This window comes from Syntrophaceae bacterium, assembly GCA_013177825.1.
Classification (GTDB): Bacteria; Desulfobacterota; Syntrophia; order Syntrophales; family PHBD01; genus PHBD01.
Genome location: JABLXX010000001.1, coordinates 967,781 through 983,297 on the forward strand (window position 1 = coordinate 967,781; position 15,517 = coordinate 983,297).

Genomic DNA, 15,517 nt, shown 5'->3' on the forward strand with positions numbered 1-15,517 from the left:
TTAACTCCATCAAGGGGATGTGTTGTGTCCGCGCGGATGCAGCTGCCTCTGGAGGAGGGAGATCAGGATCAACATTCATTTCAAGGAGGAGAGATTGATGAGAGAGCTGTCGCGGGTATGCATTGCATTGGTCATCGCATGTGCGTTTTTAGCCGGTCAGGCTTTTGCCGGTGAGGCGAAGGATAAGGCATCCGAAAACAAGAGGACCGTGATTTACAGTTTTCTGGGCACGGTGGTGAAGGCGGATGCGGAGAAGAAGACGATCACGATCAAGGCCGTGGCGGACAAGGAAAATTACCTGCTGAAAGACGACATGCCGTTCCGGGAGTTCAGTGCCGAGGGGAAAGAGATCACCTTTGATGTCTCGAAGGCGCAATTTCTGGGGGCAAAGGACGTCGGCGGCATAGTGGGACATCCGCTTGTCAGGGTTGGTTATGACAATGTGGGCGGAGCGTATGTTGCCCACACGGTACTGGTTCTGTCGAAGCGGGAGTTTTCCATGGCCCGATAAGATGAGGGAATACAGAGGGAGGGTGAGCCATGAAAAAAACGGGCTGCATGGTGGCTATGGCGTTTTTTTTGTTTCTGACTGCAGTTGTGTTTGTAAATTCTGCCGGTGCTTTCGACTACTGTGAGAAGCAAGAATATTCATGTTGCATGGAAGGCAAAAAGGATGCGGTGGACAAAACAAAATTCAGCATGTGCTGGAGCTGGAGTTCATTTGAATGTGTGCCGTGTCACGGAGGCGGGAAATGGGGGTATTTAGCCGAGTGGTGTAATGACAACTACCCCCAGTGCGAAGGGAAATGTGATGCTTGCTGGCCAGTTGCCGATCCGGATTCAAAATGTGTCATGCTCTGTTATGACAAGCATGGCCATAAGACATGCAAATGATCTGAAACAGGGAGGATGAAGCATGAAAAAAACGGGCTATATCCTGGGGATGCTGGTCTTCTTTCTCCTGATTGGCTGCATATCCGTGAATTCGGCCTGTGCCATGGGCTGTGAGGATTGGGAAGTCTCCTGCTGTATTGATGGGAATGATTCGCAGACCGTGGCAACGACTTCTTTCAGTATGTGCTGGAGCTGGTCAAAGTTCGGCTGTGTCCCCTGTCATGGAAAGCATAAATGGTCGTATCTCGCAACATGGTGCAATGACAACTACAACCAATGCGAAGGGAAATGCAGAGCCTGTCATTACATGAGTTCTGAGTATTGCAAGAAGTCGCGAACCTGCTGGGACAAGGAAGGGAAATCACATTGTCAATAGGATGGAGGACAGAGAAAAAAGCAAGGAGGGGCGATTTATGAAGAACCTGTTGCGTGTATGCGTTGCAATGATCATCGTATGTGTCTTTCTAGCCGGTCAGGCCTTCGCCGGTGAGGCGAAAGATGCGGCATCCGAAAACAAGAGGGCCGTTGTCTATAGTTTTCTGGGTACGGTTGCAAAGATGGATGCGGGAAAGAAGACGATCACCATCCATGCCGTTGCAGACAAGGAAGAATATCTCAGGGAGGGCGACATGCCGTTCCGGGAGTTCAGTGCCGACGGGCAAGAGATCACCTTTGACGTCTCGAAGGCGGTGTTTCTGGGGGTTAACGACATCAGCAACATCAAGGGACTCCAGCTTGTCAGGGTTGGTTATGACAAAGAGGGAGGAGCGTATATGGCTCACACGGTATTGGTTTTGACGAAGAGGAAGCCCTGAAGCGGGGGTCGGGCTCTCTCCGGTCGGATGACGCTACCAAGTCAAGCTGTTCGTGATCCAAGGTGATGTTGCGGGGGGCCTGGCGGAGAAGCGCTCTTTTTCGCCGGGAGACTGTCTGTTGGTGAAATAAGAGAAAACAAGGAGGACGTAACATGAAAAAAACGAGCTGCATCGTGGCAATGGCGTTTTTCTGTCTCCTGCTTGCCGGCATATCCGCAAACTCAGCCTGGGCTATGGGCTGTTCGGATCGGGAAGTCTCCTGCTGTATTGACGGCAAGCAATCGGAGACGGTGGCCAAGACGAAATTCAGCAGGTGCTGGAGCTGGAAAGACTTTGGATGCGTGCCGTGCCATGGAGGGGGAAAATGGAGTTATGCCGCCGAATGGTGCAATGACAACTACGGTCAGTGCCAGGGGAAGTGCAAAGCGTGTTTTCATGATCCTGGTGATCGGTGTGTGCTGAAACTGACCTGCTGGGACAAGGACGGCCGGCAGACGTGTCAATGATCCGAAGAAGGGAGGATGAGCCATGAGGGAAGCGGGCTGCATTATGGCGATGGCGGTTTGCTTTATCCTGCTTGCCGATGCATCCATAAACTCAAAGGAGGCTGTCGGCTGTCAGGATAAGAAGGTCTCCTGCTGTATCGACGGCGATGAATCGAAGACGGTGGCCAAGACCAAATTCACCATGTGCTGGAGTTGGAGCAAGGCTGAATGTCGGCCGTGTAATGGCGAAGGGCAATGGGCTTATATTTCTCTATGGTGCAATGTCAACTACATCAATGAATGCCACGGAACATGCCAGGGGTGCTTCAAAGTGCAATATCCCTTTTTTATGACACCGCAGGCTTCAGAGGGAGATGACGGGATCTGCTGCGTTGATAATGAAGGCCATAAGCGTTGTCGATGATTCGGGCTTCAACCACGGGAGGCAATGGAGTCGGGAGGTAAACCGTCACTGAAGAGGGTGATCAGGATCAACATTCATTTCGAGGAGGAGCGATTGATGAGAGAGCTGTCGCGTGTATGCATTGCATTGGTCATCGCATGTGCCTTTCTGGCAGGCCAGGCCTTTGCCGGTGAGGCTAAGGATAAGGCATCCGGAAATCAGAGGACCGTGATTTACAGTTTTCTGGGCGCAGTGACGGGGATGGATGCGGGGGAAAAGACGATCACCATCAATGCCGTTGCGGACAGGGAAGATTACCTGACGGAAGGTGACATGCCGTTCCGGGAGTTCAGTGCCGAGGGGAAAGAGATCACCTTGGATATCTCGAAGGTGATGTTTCTGGGGGTGGAAGACATCAAAGGAATCAAGGCACTCCAACTCGTCAGGGTCGGTTATGACAAGAAGGGCGAAGTGCATGTTGCTCACACGGTGTTGGTTCTGTCAAAGCGGTAGCTGTGAAGCCGGGCTCGGGCATTCCGGGGCCTGTACACGCTGTGAATCAAGCCGTTCATGATCCGAAGTTTTGCCGCAGCTATGCCTCCAGCGAAGTGGTTTACCGCTTCGTGGGGGATAAATCCTGATGGTGAAATCGGTGATGACAAGGAGGATGAGATATGAAGAAAACCGGCTGCGTCGTAGCGATAGCTGTTATCTTTGTCCTGCTGGCCGGCATATCGGCAAACCCTGCCTATGCAGTCGGCTGCAAAAACCACTATATCGCCTGCTGCATTGATGGCAAGTCGAAGAAGATGGTGGCGGATACTTACTTCACCATGTGTTGGAGTTGGAAGTCGGCTAAGTGCAAACCCTGTCACGGCGGAGGGAAATGGAGTTGGTTTGCCGAGTGGTGTAACGAAAACTATGCCCAATGCGAGGGAAATTGCCAGGGGTGCTGGTGGGATCAAGACGTTGATTGTCTGCGAGGATTTCGATGCTATGACAAACATGGGAAAAATACGTGTCATTGGCCGTGATTGATGAATAGCGGCATTCCCTGGGGCAACACACAAGGGCGGCCTGATTCATCAGCGGTGGTTGTGACAAGAAGGCACCTGTTTGGCTGGGAGGTCCTCGTTCTCTTGGAGAGACGATTGTGAAACGAGTGGGGGCGGGCTTTCTTTGGTGGGACCACACCCCAAAAGGCAGGCTTTTCGTGATTCAAGATGATGTTACGGTACCCTTGGTTGAGAAGTGCTCCTTTTCACTGGGAGACCTTTGGTGGTGAATTCGAGAAAACAAGGAGGAAGCAGCATGAAAAAATCGGGCTGCACCGTGATCATGGCGGTTTTCTTTCTCCTGATTGTGGGTATATCCGCAAACCCGGCTTGTGCCCTCGACTGTGGGGAGTTGGAAGTCCTCTGCTGTATTGATGGAAAATTATCGCATACCATTGCCAAGACAACATTCAGCATGTGCTGGAGTTGGAGCAAGTTTGAATGTGTGCCGTGTCATGGGGGGCATAAATTTTCGTATCTTGCGAAGTGGTGTAACGAGAACAACGACCAATGCGAAGGGAAATGCAGAGGGTGTTATTCGCATTTTCGTTATTGCTATGGACGAATCTGTGTGGATACAGACGGAAAAGAATATTGCCAATGAGATGAATGAAGGAGCATGGATGAGAAGCAAACCGGTTGCCCGTTACCCATGAAATACGATTCATCTTTCCATGGTTCGGTTGATATTATTAGCGGATTTATTTATATGAACACGGCGTTTTCCGGTCATATCCCGAAAAAAAGGAAAAGGTCAGTCTTCTCGTGGGCTCAAGCTTTTTTTTATAAACATGAGAAATGGGCAGGAAACATGACCTTCAAGCGAGGATAATGGAATCACGCCTGTCGTTATCGACATCTTCGCGAATCAGCATCCTGTGCCTTGTCATTTTTCTCTTCGTATTCTTTGCCTCTTCGGTTCCGGCGCTCTGCGAAGAGAAACAGGAGATTCCAAGCGTACAACAGGGATTGAAGAAACTGACCCTGTCCGATTGTGTTTTTCTTGCCTTGCAGAACAACGTTTCCATCCAGACCGCTTACCTGGACAGAATCTCCCAACGGATGGAGCTCCGCGTCGCCGAGGACAAGTTTGTTCCCCAGCCGAGCCTCAGCTTTTCGACCCGCGCCACGTCCACCTACAATACGGACGGCACCCGGACCCGGGCATCCAATCAGGACGGGTTGTTTGCAACGACCTTGAACCTTCCCACGGGCGGATCCGTAATCTTCAGCTGGGACAACCCGGCGACGAAAGCGGACATCGGCCAGGACTATGGCTACAGCTCAGGCTGGAGCGTCCAGTTCATCCAGCCACTCCTGAAAAATGCCGGCGTGGATGTCGCCACGCAGTCCATCCGGCAGGCCAGGGTGGCCGAGGAACAGTACATCCTCGACCTGAAAGACACGCTGGCCACCACGATCACGACGACCATCACAGACTACCGGGCCTATGTGTCGGCCCTGCGCAGTTACGACATTCAAGCCAAGGGGCTGGAGACGGCCCGCCGAACCCTGGAGACGAACCAGGCGCTCATCGATGCCGGGCGCATGGCCCAGACGGAAATTCTCCAGGCGGAGAACGACGTGGCCAATCGTGAGTTGAGCGTCATAACCGCCAGGAACGACGTCGACTCGGCGCGGCTTACTCTTCTCCAGGTCCTCAACCTGGACAAGAACACAGACTTCCTGCCCGTTGAAGAAGGAGAGCAGTTTGTTCCTCCTCCATCCCTGGAAGAAGCCATTGCCGTGGCCCTGAAAAACCGTTCCGATTACATCAAGGCATTGCAAAACCTGGAGCTGGCCAAGCTGGACCTGGCCGTCAACAAACGAAATCTTCTCTGGGATCTATCGCTGGTGACAAACGTCGGACGGACCGGGACAGGCGATACCTACCGGACGGTGCTGGCGGACCAGCAGATAAGGAAAAGCGACTGGGATGTCTGGCTTCAGCTCAACATTCCCCTGAGAGACCTGCAATCGGAAAGCAGTTATGTCGCCGCAAAAGTGGCCCGCGAAAAGGCGGGCATCAACCTCAAGAAACTGGTGAGCGACATTGAAATCGATGTCCAGAATAAAATCAGGAATATCGACGTAAATTACAGGAGCTATGTGCTTGCGAAAAAGGGGCGGGAGCTTTCGGAGCGAAAACTGGAAATCGAACGGGAAAAACTGCGGCTGGGACGAACGACCAACTTCCAGCTTGTGTCTTTTCAGAACGACGTCCTCGATCAGCAGACGATGGAACTGCTGGCCCTGATCACGTATCTCAACTCCCTGACGGACCTGGATCAGTCGCTGGGGGTTACGCTCGACCGCTGGAGCATCAGCGTCAAGCGCGAGGATCAAAATGTCAGGCTGCCGGAGGACCGGAAGCAGGAAGTCAACGAGAAACTGAAGGCGAAATAATCAAGGGACAGCCATGAACCAGGATCCGATCATCTACAGAAACATTCTGGAAAACATGACCGACGGGGTCATGACCGTTTCGCTCGACGGCCGCATCATGACGTTCAACGAGGCGGCGGAACGGATTCTGGACCTCCGTGCCGAGGATGTCCTCGGCCGGTCGATGAGCGAAGTGTTCCTCGGAAGGGAAGGGAACGATGCCTTCAACCAGGCCATCCTGGACGCCGTTTACGATGAGGCGGTGACTCAGAACGGCATCGTCCTGTATACGGCCGGGGAAAAGCGCATCGTTCTTTCTGTCACGACCTCTTTTCTCGGGTCCGATGAGACGGGACAAAAAAAGAAGGCTGCCGTCATTGCGGTCTTCAGCGACCGGACGGAAGTGGAGGCTCTTCGGGAGACGGAGCACGACCTCACGGAGGAGATCAAGGCGAAGCACAGGGAGCTGCAGACGTCCTATTCCGAACTGGAGGAGTCCAACACAAGTCTCAAGGCCGCCCTGAAAAAAGTGCAGATGATCCGCATTGCCGCGACGGCACTGGTGCTTCTTCTCTTCCTGTCCATCGGGATCCTGACGTGGATAAAAGGCACACCGGGAAGGTCCGGGCAGTCTTCAACCACAGATTCGCAAGCGGGCGCAGTGAAGACGTACAAGGTGGCACTGCAACCCCTTGTCGACAAGATCTCTCTCCGGGGTACTCTCAAACCGATCCAGGTCGTGAACGTGACGAGCCCCTTCGCGGGCACGGTCACGGAAAAGCTTTTCGAATACGGCCAGTCCGTCACCAGGGGGCAGCTTCTTATGCGCCTCGATACCAGAGAAATCGAATCGAAATGCCGCGAAGCGAAATCAGCTTTCATCAAGGCAAATGAAAAAAGAAAGGAAATGAAGGACTGGAAGAACACGGATGAAATGGTCAAGGCGATGCGCTCCCTGGACAAGGCGAAGAGATCCTATGAAGAAACGGAAACTCTTTTCAAGAAAGGCATCGTGTCGGCCGACGAGTACAACAACGAAAAGAACAATTACGAGAACGAGCTCCTGACGTACAAGACCACAAAGGCCAAAGGCGAGGGTGATAACGTAACCCTGGCAAAACTCGACTATTACAATGCAAGAGCGAAACTCGCCGATCTTGAAAATCAGCTGGGAAAAGCCAATGTCCTCGCTCCGGTGTCCGGAACGGTCATCCTCATGGACACCGTGGGGGATAAGGACAGGAAAGGAAAGGCCGTCGAAAAGGGGACTTCTTTCGGCGAGGGGGAGATCATGCTGGCCGTCGGTGACACGACCGGCCTGTCGGTTTCCACCGAAGTGGACGAGATCGAGGTGACGAAGATCAAGAAGGGTCAGCAGGCCATCATCACGGGAGACGCTTTCCCGGATGTGACCCTCAAGGGAAGTGTCGATCACATTTCGTCCCAGGCGAACGTCAAGGGAGGGGAAGGAGGAGCGAAGAAAGCGGCTACCTTCGAAATTCTGATCCGGGTGGACAGGCTTCTCCCGGAAGTGGCGGACAAGATCCGTCTCGGCATGTCCGCCAATCTGTCCATCGAGATCCTGAACAAGCCCGACGGCATCCTGGTGCCCATCGGGGCCGTGCAGACGGATGGGGCGGATCGCTACGTCATGTTGAAGGAGGCGGGAAAGCGGGAGGCGAAGCGGGTGAACGTGAAGACGGGCATTACGACTCTCGACTCCGTGGAGATTTTGCAGGGATTGAAAATCGGCGATGAAGTCCTGGTAAGGGAGGAAGCGGTCCGGAATGTCCATGCTGAGGACAGTGAACATCCATAAGACGTATCCGGTCGGTCCCACGGAAGTGAACGTCCTCAAGGGCATTTCCCTGGAAGTCGAGAAGGGGGAATTCCTGTCCATCGTGGGAGCGTCGGGCAGCGGCAAGTCCACGCTGATGCATATTCTCGGTCTTCTCGAACAGCCGACATCGGGAGAGTATTTTTTCGAGGATGCCCGGATCCGGTACGAGGACGACCGCGAGCTCTCCATTCTCCGCAACCGGAAGATCGGATTCGTGTTCCAGCAGTATTGCCTCCTGCAGCGGCTGACGGCCCTGGATAACGTGGGAATTCCCCTCATTTACCGGGGGATGGGCAAACCGGAAATCCGGGAGCGCTCCATGGCCTACCTACAGAAAGTAGAAGTAGCGGATCGGGCGCATCACCGGCCGAACGAGATGTCCGGGGGACAGCAGCAACGCGTGGCCATCGCCCGGGCCCTGGTGGGAAGTCCGGCCCTGATCCTCGCCGACGAGCCCACGGGTGCCCTGGACAGCCGGACCGGCCAGGAGATCATGGATCTCTTCCGAAAGCTCAACGAAGAGGAAGGAATCACGATTATCGTCATCACCCACGATCTCAAGATCGCCGCTCAATGCCGGCGCAGCATAGAGATCACCGACGGGCTCGTCACCCCTCCGGCGGTTGACGGGAATCCTCATTGAATATCCGGGCGCCGCGGGGCCTCCGGAATCAAGGACAACATGATCCTGAAAGCAAACATTTCCGAAGCGTTTACAAGCCTTGCAAACGCCCGACAGCGGACGATCCTTGCCATTATCGGCATCGTCATCGGCATCGGATCCGTCATCGGCATGGTCTCCATCGGCTCCATTGCGGAAAACGAGGCCCTCAAACAGTTCAAGGACATGGGTGTGGACGTCGTCATGGTGAGGCTGACGGAGAACAGTCCATCGGCAAACGTGACCCTACGGGACATCACGGCCCTGAAAGAAAAGGAGAGCTCGATCCTCGATGTCGCGCCTTACCTGCGATCCAGCGGCACATTCAGCATCGGCAAGAAGAGCATCTACCTGGAGGAGATGGGTGTGACCTCCAGCTTCTTCGACATGAACAAGATCCGGCTGGCGGAGGGGCGATTCATCTCGGACCTCGACGAGAACCGCTATTTCTGTGTCATCGGGAAGGAAACGGCGGCTTTCCTCCGGGGGATCGGATTGAATCCTCTCCTTGGCAGTCAGTTTCCTCTCGGAAACAGGATTTTCACGATTGTCGGTGTTCTCGACAACGTCTCGGATGGAGGGATGAGGCCTTACGGAGTCAACAGCTCCGTGATCATGCCCATTACCACGGCCGGGCGGTTCTTCGAGAAAAGCGACATCGACAGCTTTCTTGCCCTGGTCGGGAACACCGTCTCCCCGGCCCAGGCCAAGGTGGATATCCAGAATTACTTCCGGATGAAATCGCGGGACCTCAAAGTCAGGGTCACCACGGCGGAAGAGCTGATCGCCAACATGAAGAAGCAGATGCAGATCTTCTCGCTGCTTCTCGGCGCCATCGGCAGCATCTCCCTGATCGTGGGAGGCATCGGCGTCATGAACGTCATGCTCATCTCGGTTACGGAGCGCCGGATGGAGATCGGTCTCCGGCGGGCGCTGGGAGCCCAGCAGGGCGACATCCAGAGCCAGTTCATCATGGAGGCATTGGTTCTGTGCCTCGTCGGCGGCGTGATCGGGATTGTCCTCGGAGTCATCGTCTCCTTCGTTTTTGCAAAGGTCTCCCACTGGGAATTCCTGATCTCGTACGGATCCATTATTCTCGGTTTCGGCGTGGCCGCGGCGGTGGGCGTTTTTTTCGGCTATTATCCGGCGCGCTCCGCCGCCAGGCTGGACCCCATCAAGGCCTTGCGTTCCTGAGTACCGGAGGTGCGCACACTTTGCACCGGCGGCATGACCAGGGACGTCCCGAAGCATTTCGGGCGTCCCTGATCGGGCCGTTCTTGTGTCAGGGATGAAGGAAACCTACAGGAGAATCTCCAGGTCCTCCAGGGGGTAGGCGGCACAGGAGTGGATGTAGCCGTGCTGCCGGTCGGACCGCCGGACCAGCGTTCCCTCCGGCTGGTAGACCCGTCCCGCCAGCAGCTTCACCCGGCATTGGCTGCACTCCCCCGAGCGGCACAGGGACGGAATCACGATGCCCCCACGCTCCAGGGCGACAAGCAGCGGCTCCCCGGCCTTCGCCTGGATGTCCTTCCTTCCCTTGACGGAGACGGTGAAGAGATCGTTTTCCCGCACCTCCGCCGGCCAGCCGGGGGAACGGGAGATTGATTTCGGCGGTCCGAAAACCTCCCGGCGGATTTTCCCGGCGGGCACTTCCAGGGAGAGGATCTCGGGGATGCAGAACCGGTACATCTCGCCGGGGCCGCAGAGGAAGAAGGTCTTCCCCGCCGCAGATTCGATCTCCCGGCGGATCAGGTCCGCTGTGATGTAGCCGCAGGCCCCGCCGTATCCGGGTGAGGGATTCTCGATCACCGGGATGTACCGGAGATTCGGGAAACGGGTCGCCAGGCGCTCCAGTTCCTCCCGGAAAATCGCCTCTCCGGGCTCCCGGTCGCCGTGGAAGAGCCAGAACGCGCGGTCCAGGCCGCCTTCGAGGGCCTCCCGGATCATGCTCATGAAGGGCGTGACGCCGCTCCCTCCGGCCAGAAGCACCAGGGCACGGTCATGGAGGATCGGGTTGAAATGGAAATGCCCCTCCGGTCCGGAGGTCTCCAGGATGTCTCCCCGCCGGACGTCGTTCAGCAGGTGGGTCGAGACGAAGCCATCTTCCACGGACTTGACGGTGATGTCGTAATATCCCCTGTGGCCGGGCGGCGAGGAGAGGCTGTAGGGGCGGCCGGTGCGGACGCTTCCGATGTCGCAGTACACGCAGACGTACTGGCCCGCCTGGAACGGCGGCAGGGGTCCGTTCGTGGCGACGAGACGGAAGGTCTTCGCCGAGTTAGTCTCTTCTATGATCTCCGCCACCTTCAGGTGCATCCGGTCCGGGTGAAGCCTCCGGACGTAATCCTCCACGGCACCCCGGTCGACGCCGAAGTCCGTTCCATACTTGCGGCAGATCTCGCGTTCCCGGACGATCCGGTCGTATCCTTCGATTTTCGTGAGAATGTCCGGCCTCATTGCGCGTTCTCCTTTCTGCTCATCTCCCGCAGGATGGCCCGCGCCGCCGCGGCCCCCGAAGTGAGGGTCGGCTGGTAACCCGGCATGCCATACCACGCCCCGGTGCCATAAAGACCTTTGACGGGCGGCTTGGGGTTCCGGAACAGGGTCGAATCCTTGACATGCTGCTCGAACCCGTAGGGACTCCCGCCGGGGTGGCCCAGGTAGCGCATGTGGGTGATCGGCGTGGCGACCTCCATCTCTTCGATGTTCGCCGTGAAGCCCGGGAAGTGCGGTTCGATCCTGCGGAGAATGGTCTCGGCGGAGCGGTACTTCTCGGCGGCGTACTCCTCCGGAGGCACCCGGAGCCACGGCTCGGCGTACTTCATCGTCACGATGGCCGCCTGGCAGGTCCCCACCGGCGAGAAATCCGGGTCCGACACGTCGTAGCAGCTCATGATGAGCGGCGGCTCGCTAACGTCAAGGGTCCGGCAAAGGGCGAAGTCGCGGTCCATATCGGTGGACTGGCAGATGAAGTTGGTCGTCTCCGAGATGGAGACGGCCTCGGGGAGGCAGCGGAGCCCTGCATAGACCGTCAGGAACGAGGTGCCCACGACGGCCCCGCGGACCTGCTGCAAAGCCTCTGCCTGTCCGTCCCCTCCGTCCAGGAGACCGGCAAAGGTGGCCACCGCGGAGGCGTTGGAGACGACGTACCGGGTGGTGATCTCCTCTCCCCGGTCCGTCACGACGGCCTGCACGGCGCCGTCCCGTGTAACGATGCGCTCCGCCCCGCAGGAGAAGCGGATCTCGCCGCCGGCGTCCAGAACGGCTGCAGCCAGCGCGTTGGAAAGGGCCTGCGAACCGCCCTTGATGTGCCAGGGCTTGAACTCGATATAGGCGAAGAGAAGCGCCGCCAGGTCGCTGAAGGCAAGCAGGCGCGGCGGCAACCCCATGTAGCCCCAGTAGCCGGCGATGGTGAGCTTCAGGTAGGGGTCGCGGAAATGCTCGTCGATAACGCTCTGGGAATCCCGGAATGCGTACTGGAAGTACAGGGGGTACTTCTCGGGCGTCACCTCGGGGTCCCGGAGGTAGAAGGCGCCGATGACCTCCTGGAAGAACCGGTACACCAGGTCGAAGAACTGCTCAATCCCCTGCTTTTCATCGGGGAACCGCTCCTGAAGAACCTGGACGATGCCGGCCCGGTTTGCCGGCAGGGTCAGGTCCACTTTGTCCGGGACGATAAAACGGAACAGGTGCTCCATCTCCACGAATTCGAGCTTGGCGAGAACGCCCAGGTTCTGCAGGAGTCCCCGTAGAGGACCGGGAAACTCGGGGCGCCCGAGGCCTGAGAGCTGATGGAGGGAGACCTCGAACTCGAATCGGCCCCGGCAGAAGCTCGTAGCGCATCCTCCTGGGATGTTGTGGCGTTCCAGGACCAGCACCCGTGCACCGCCCCGGGCCAGCGCGGCGGCTGCGGCAAGCCCTCCATTGCCGGCCCCGATGACGATGGCGTCATAATCCGTCATTCTTTGCTCCTTTCTTTCCGATACCTTCTTATTTCAGGCGGAAATCCACCCGGCTGTTCTTCAGCTTTTCCTTTTTCTGTGGGGTCAGGGACTTCGGTTCCACGATGAACACCCGGTCCGGCGTGACGTCCCCGGATTTCAGCAGGACGTCACGGACCGCCTGCGCCCGTCGGGAAGCCAGGAGGCGGAGGTCCCCGTCCCTGATCTCGATGTTGGTGAGCATCAGTTTTTCCATCTCCGCCGGCGGCAGGCTCTTGGCCATGCCGATGAAGTTCCGAGGCTTCGGGAATGTCTCGGCGTCGTAGGCCATTTTCAGGTAGCGGTCCCGCTCTCCCGGCTCGATCTTCACGTCATCCACGGGCACCGCGACAGCGCCCTTTTTCAAGGTCTCGTTCAGCTTCTGGACCTTCAGCTTTCTCTGGAAGCGGGCTGTCCGGAGCGCCTCCCGTTCCTTTTCGACATCCACATAGCCTTCGATCTCGAGCTTCAGGGCCGGCCGTTCCTGCAATGCCTTCCCGAGCGTCACCAGTTTCTTCAGGTTTGCATCGCCGACGGCGGCGCTCCCGGCATCGAATTCAACATAGCTCATTTCCTCCCCGCCGCCCATCAGGGATCCGAGGAGGGCAAAGGGCGCCGTGGCCGCCTTGGTGAGGATGTTCACCAGGACCTGCACGATAATCCGCCAGACGCTGAATTGCGGGTCATCGAGGGTTCCCGCCACGGGGATGTCGAGCTTGATCTGGCCGTGGCGGTCCTTCAGGAGGGAGATGGCCAGGGAGACCGGTAGCTTCGTGGCCTGGGGACTCTCGACTTTTTCCCCCAGAGTGAGCTGGTCGATAAAGATGACGTTCTGCGATTCCAGCTTCCGCTTGGCAATCAGGTATCTCAGGTCGAAGGACAGCTTGCCCTTCTCGATGGCGTAGCCCGCATATTTGCCCGAATAGGGCGTCACCGGGCTCAGATCCATGTCCTTGAAGGACATCTTCAGATCCACGAAGAGGTCCTTGCTCAGGGGGTTGATCTTGCCGGTGATTTCCAGGGGGGCGTACCCGTCGAGCTTGCCTTTCAGGTCCACGTCCGCCTGGATTGCCTCCCGGGAGGACATCCTGCCGATGCGCCCCCCGATTTCCACGAGCCGGCCGGAGAAGGTGGGCTTGATGTGGCGGTCCATATAGTCGATCTCGCCGCCCTGGAGTGTTACGGCGCCGATGGTGATGTCGGGTCCCGCCTTCGGTTTCTCCTTCCCATCTTTCGCCGGCTCTTGCGGCGGCGCCTGAGGCTTGGCCGCTTCATCTTTCGCCGGCGGTTTCCCCGCTTCTTCTTTCTTCGCCGCAATGCTCTGGACGTTCAGGGTGGCGTCTGGATAGACCATGACCCGGCTATAGAAGTCCGTCAGTGCGACCTGACGGATTTGCACCTTCAGAGGGGATACATTGACATCGAGGTCGTTCAGGTACAGGGATTTCCATTTCAGGAAATCCACCGCCTGGACCTTGTCGATGGAGGCGAACCGGGTGACCATAAGACGCCCCGTGTACCGGATCCTGGGGGTCTTCTCCGCCAGGGAGACCGTCAGGGATCCCCGGGTGCCGATCTTGCCCCCGGTTACTTGGATATTGACCGCCTCCGTCCAATAGGGCTGAAATCCCGGAAGATCGATGTCCTTTGCGTCTACGGCCAGCCTGGCCGAGACCGGCGTGATGGTAACCGGCCCCTTCAGGGAAAGGGCGCCCCGTTTCGGGAAGCCGACGGAGAGATCGAGGGTTCCCTCCTTCCCGGTGGCGGTGGAGAGGTTGCGCCCCTCCAGACGGATGTCCCGAAGCGGGAGTGAAAACGGCTCCGGGGTCGTTTCGTCCCGGAAGGAGACGGTTCCTTTTTCGAGGAGCAACTCGTCGATGTCGACGACCGGGCCAGCCTTGTCCGGAGCCGGAGCGGCCTTCGCTGCAGGCAGGCCCTTCTTTTCCTCCGCTTTCTTCTCGTCTTTCGCTTTTTCCGGAGCAAGGGCCAGGAGGTTGATCTCCCCTGCCGCATTCCGGCGGACGTTTACCTCCGGTTCCTTCAGGGCCACTTTCGCCAGGTGTATTTTCACGATCAGAGGCTCCACGGCGGCCATGTCCACGGTGAGGGCCTGGAAGCGGATCAGCCGCGCCTTCCGCAGATCCTCCAGGACGACGTCGCGGAGTCCGGCCGTGCCCTTGATGATCAGCGCCGGCGTCTTGTTCCTTTCCTGACGGTACGTGAGGGTGGACTCGACGTCCAGCTTTGCCGAGGGGAGCCTGAAATTCAGCTTCATGGGCACGTAGGCCGTGTAATGCGGGATATCCAGGTCCTTGATCGAAATCCGGAATTCCGTTTCCCGGGAGTCCGCAAAAGGTTTTGTCTCCCCCTTGAGCGTGTAGGGGGTCCCGTTGATCACGGCGGAAAAGGACGGTTCGACCTTCGTTTCCAGGGCGTAGGTCATGTTCGAGAGGAAGGGGATTGCGGCCTGGATGTTTTCGGCGGTGTGCTTTGCATCTTTCGGGTTGTCCAGGAACTCGACGCGGCCGTCGATGAGGCGGATGTTGTTGACGGAGAAGAGGAACGGCTTCCCCGGCTCCTTCTTCTCTTCCCCCGGCTTCTTCTCCAGGAGATCGGAGAAGTTGTAGCTTCCGTCGGCGTTCCGCAGAATCCGGACGGAGGGCTTGACCAGCTTGACCTCGTCGAGGACGAGCGCCTGCCTGGCCACGGAGAGGATCTGCAGGTTCACGAAGAGTTCCTGGAAGGAGACAAACGATTCAGTGCCGCCCCTCTCCCGGATGCCGAATCCCTGGACGGACAGGGCGAGGGTGAAGGGATTGAAATGAATCCGCTCCAGGGTCACCTCGCGATGGAGGGATTCGGACAGCTTCTTGACCAGGACGGACTTCAGGATCGGCGGGACCAGGAAATACGAGGAAACCATCAGGATGACGAATAACAGACCCAGCGCGACCGTGATCTTCTTGAATCGGCTCATCGTGTCACCTCCCGTTAAGGCT

The 15,517-nt window shown here is 57.4% G+C and carries 14 protein-coding genes; 11 read left to right on the forward strand and 3 right to left on the reverse strand.

Going from position 1 to position 15,517, the window contains the following annotated elements:
- Positions 1-208 precede the first annotated feature (208 nt).
- The 11 genes from HPY65_04335 to HPY65_04385 all read left to right on the forward strand — a co-directional run bounded on the left by HPY65_04335 (position 209) and on the right by HPY65_04385 (position 9,732).
- Positions 209-511, forward strand: a complete 303-nt coding sequence (locus HPY65_04335) for a hypothetical protein (protein ID NPU83695.1) — start codon at positions 209-211, stop codon at positions 509-511.
- A 29-nt stretch (positions 512-540) separates the two neighbouring features.
- The gene (locus tag HPY65_04340) at positions 541-894 is read left to right on the forward strand and encodes a hypothetical protein (protein NPU83696.1); all 354 of its coding nucleotides are present in this window, start codon (positions 541-543) and stop codon (positions 892-894) included.
- A gap of 413 nt (positions 895-1,307) precedes the next feature.
- Positions 1,308-1,709, forward strand: coding sequence for a hypothetical protein (locus tag HPY65_04345; protein NPU83697.1), 402 nt, complete (start codon positions 1,308-1,310; stop codon positions 1,707-1,709).
- A 152-nt stretch (positions 1,710-1,861) separates the two neighbouring features.
- A complete protein-coding gene (locus HPY65_04350; GenBank protein ID NPU83698.1) occupies positions 1,862-2,215 on the forward strand; it encodes a hypothetical protein in 354 nt (117 codons plus the stop codon).
- Between the two features lie 22 nt (positions 2,216-2,237).
- A complete protein-coding gene (locus HPY65_04355) occupies positions 2,238-2,618 on the forward strand; it encodes a hypothetical protein (protein ID NPU83699.1) in 381 nt (126 codons plus the stop codon).
- 24 nt (positions 2,619-2,642) lie between these two features.
- Complete coding sequence (locus tag HPY65_04360; GenBank protein NPU83700.1) at positions 2,643-3,110, forward strand: hypothetical protein; 468 nt, start codon at positions 2,643-2,645, stop codon at positions 3,108-3,110.
- A gap of 161 nt (positions 3,111-3,271) precedes the next feature.
- Positions 3,272-3,631, forward strand: a complete 360-nt coding sequence (locus HPY65_04365; GenBank protein ID NPU83701.1) for a hypothetical protein — start codon at positions 3,272-3,274, stop codon at positions 3,629-3,631.
- Positions 3,632-4,483: 852 nt separating this feature from the next.
- On the forward strand, positions 4,484-6,058 hold the full coding sequence (locus HPY65_04370; GenBank protein ID NPU83702.1) for a TolC family protein: 1,575 nt from the start codon (positions 4,484-4,486) through the stop codon (positions 6,056-6,058).
- A gap of 13 nt (positions 6,059-6,071) precedes the next feature.
- Entirely contained in the window at positions 6,072-7,856 is a 1,785-nt protein-coding gene (locus HPY65_04375) for a PAS domain-containing protein (GenBank protein NPU83703.1), read from the forward strand.
- Positions 7,831-8,520 carry an ABC transporter ATP-binding protein gene (locus HPY65_04380; protein NPU83704.1) on the forward strand — a complete coding sequence of 230 codons (690 nt, stop codon included), beginning with the start codon at positions 7,831-7,833 and terminating at the stop codon, positions 8,518-8,520. Before HPY65_04375 ends, HPY65_04380 begins: the two co-directional genes overlap by 26 nt.
- A gap of 39 nt (positions 8,521-8,559) precedes the next feature.
- Positions 8,560-9,732 (forward strand): FtsX-like permease family protein, encoded by a 1,173-nt coding sequence (locus tag HPY65_04385; GenBank protein NPU83705.1) that lies wholly within the window; start codon positions 8,560-8,562, stop codon positions 9,730-9,732.
- A gap of 105 nt (positions 9,733-9,837) precedes the next feature.
- On the opposite strand, the gene HPY65_04390 is transcribed toward HPY65_04385, so the two are convergent.
- From HPY65_04390 to HPY65_04400, 3 genes are read right to left on the reverse strand one after another with little or no spacing between them, the layout of a single operon-like run.
- Complete coding sequence (locus HPY65_04390; protein NPU83706.1) at positions 9,838-10,995, reverse strand: iron-sulfur cluster-binding domain-containing protein; 1,158 nt, start codon at positions 10,993-10,995, stop codon at positions 9,838-9,840.
- On the reverse strand, positions 10,992-12,500 hold the full coding sequence (locus HPY65_04395; GenBank protein ID NPU83707.1) for an NAD(P)/FAD-dependent oxidoreductase: 1,509 nt from the start codon (positions 12,498-12,500) through the stop codon (positions 10,992-10,994). The genes HPY65_04390 and HPY65_04395 overlap by 4 nt, the downstream gene beginning before the upstream one ends.
- A 28-nt stretch (positions 12,501-12,528) precedes the next feature.
- Positions 12,529-15,495 carry a DUF748 domain-containing protein gene (locus HPY65_04400; GenBank protein ID NPU83708.1) on the reverse strand — a complete coding sequence of 989 codons (2,967 nt, stop codon included), beginning with the start codon at positions 15,493-15,495 and terminating at the stop codon, positions 12,529-12,531.
- Positions 15,496-15,517 lie beyond the last annotated feature (22 nt).

Bases quoted from the DNA above. Each gene is read 5' to 3' on its own strand.
- HPY65_04380 (NPU83704.1), top strand. From the start codon at position 7,831: ATGCTGAGGACAGTGAACATCCATAAGACGTATCCGGTCGGTCCCACG.
- HPY65_04375 (NPU83703.1), top strand. From the start codon at position 6,072: ATGAACCAGGATCCGATCATCTACAGAAACATTCTGGAAAACATGACC.
- HPY65_04340 (NPU83696.1), top strand. From the start codon at position 541: ATGAAAAAAACGGGCTGCATGGTGGCTATGGCGTTTTTTTTGTTTCTG.
- HPY65_04350 (NPU83698.1), top strand. From the start codon at position 1,862: ATGAAAAAAACGAGCTGCATCGTGGCAATGGCGTTTTTCTGTCTCCTG.
- HPY65_04345 (NPU83697.1), top strand. From the start codon at position 1,308: ATGAAGAACCTGTTGCGTGTATGCGTTGCAATGATCATCGTATGTGTC.
- HPY65_04360 (NPU83700.1), top strand. From the start codon at position 2,643: ATGGAGTCGGGAGGTAAACCGTCACTGAAGAGGGTGATCAGGATCAAC.
- HPY65_04355 (NPU83699.1), top strand. From the start codon at position 2,238: ATGAGGGAAGCGGGCTGCATTATGGCGATGGCGGTTTGCTTTATCCTG.
- HPY65_04390 (NPU83706.1), bottom strand. From the start codon at position 10,995: ATGAGGCCGGACATTCTCACGAAAATCGAAGGATACGACCGGATCGTC.
- HPY65_04395 (NPU83707.1), bottom strand. From the start codon at position 12,500: ATGACGGATTATGACGCCATCGTCATCGGGGCCGGCAATGGAGGGCTT.
- HPY65_04385 (NPU83705.1), top strand. From the start codon at position 8,560: ATGATCCTGAAAGCAAACATTTCCGAAGCGTTTACAAGCCTTGCAAAC.
- HPY65_04365 (NPU83701.1), top strand. From the start codon at position 3,272: ATGAAGAAAACCGGCTGCGTCGTAGCGATAGCTGTTATCTTTGTCCTG.
- HPY65_04370 (NPU83702.1), top strand. From the start codon at position 4,484: ATGGAATCACGCCTGTCGTTATCGACATCTTCGCGAATCAGCATCCTG.
- HPY65_04400 (NPU83708.1), bottom strand. From the start codon at position 15,495: ATGAGCCGATTCAAGAAGATCACGGTCGCGCTGGGTCTGTTATTCGTC.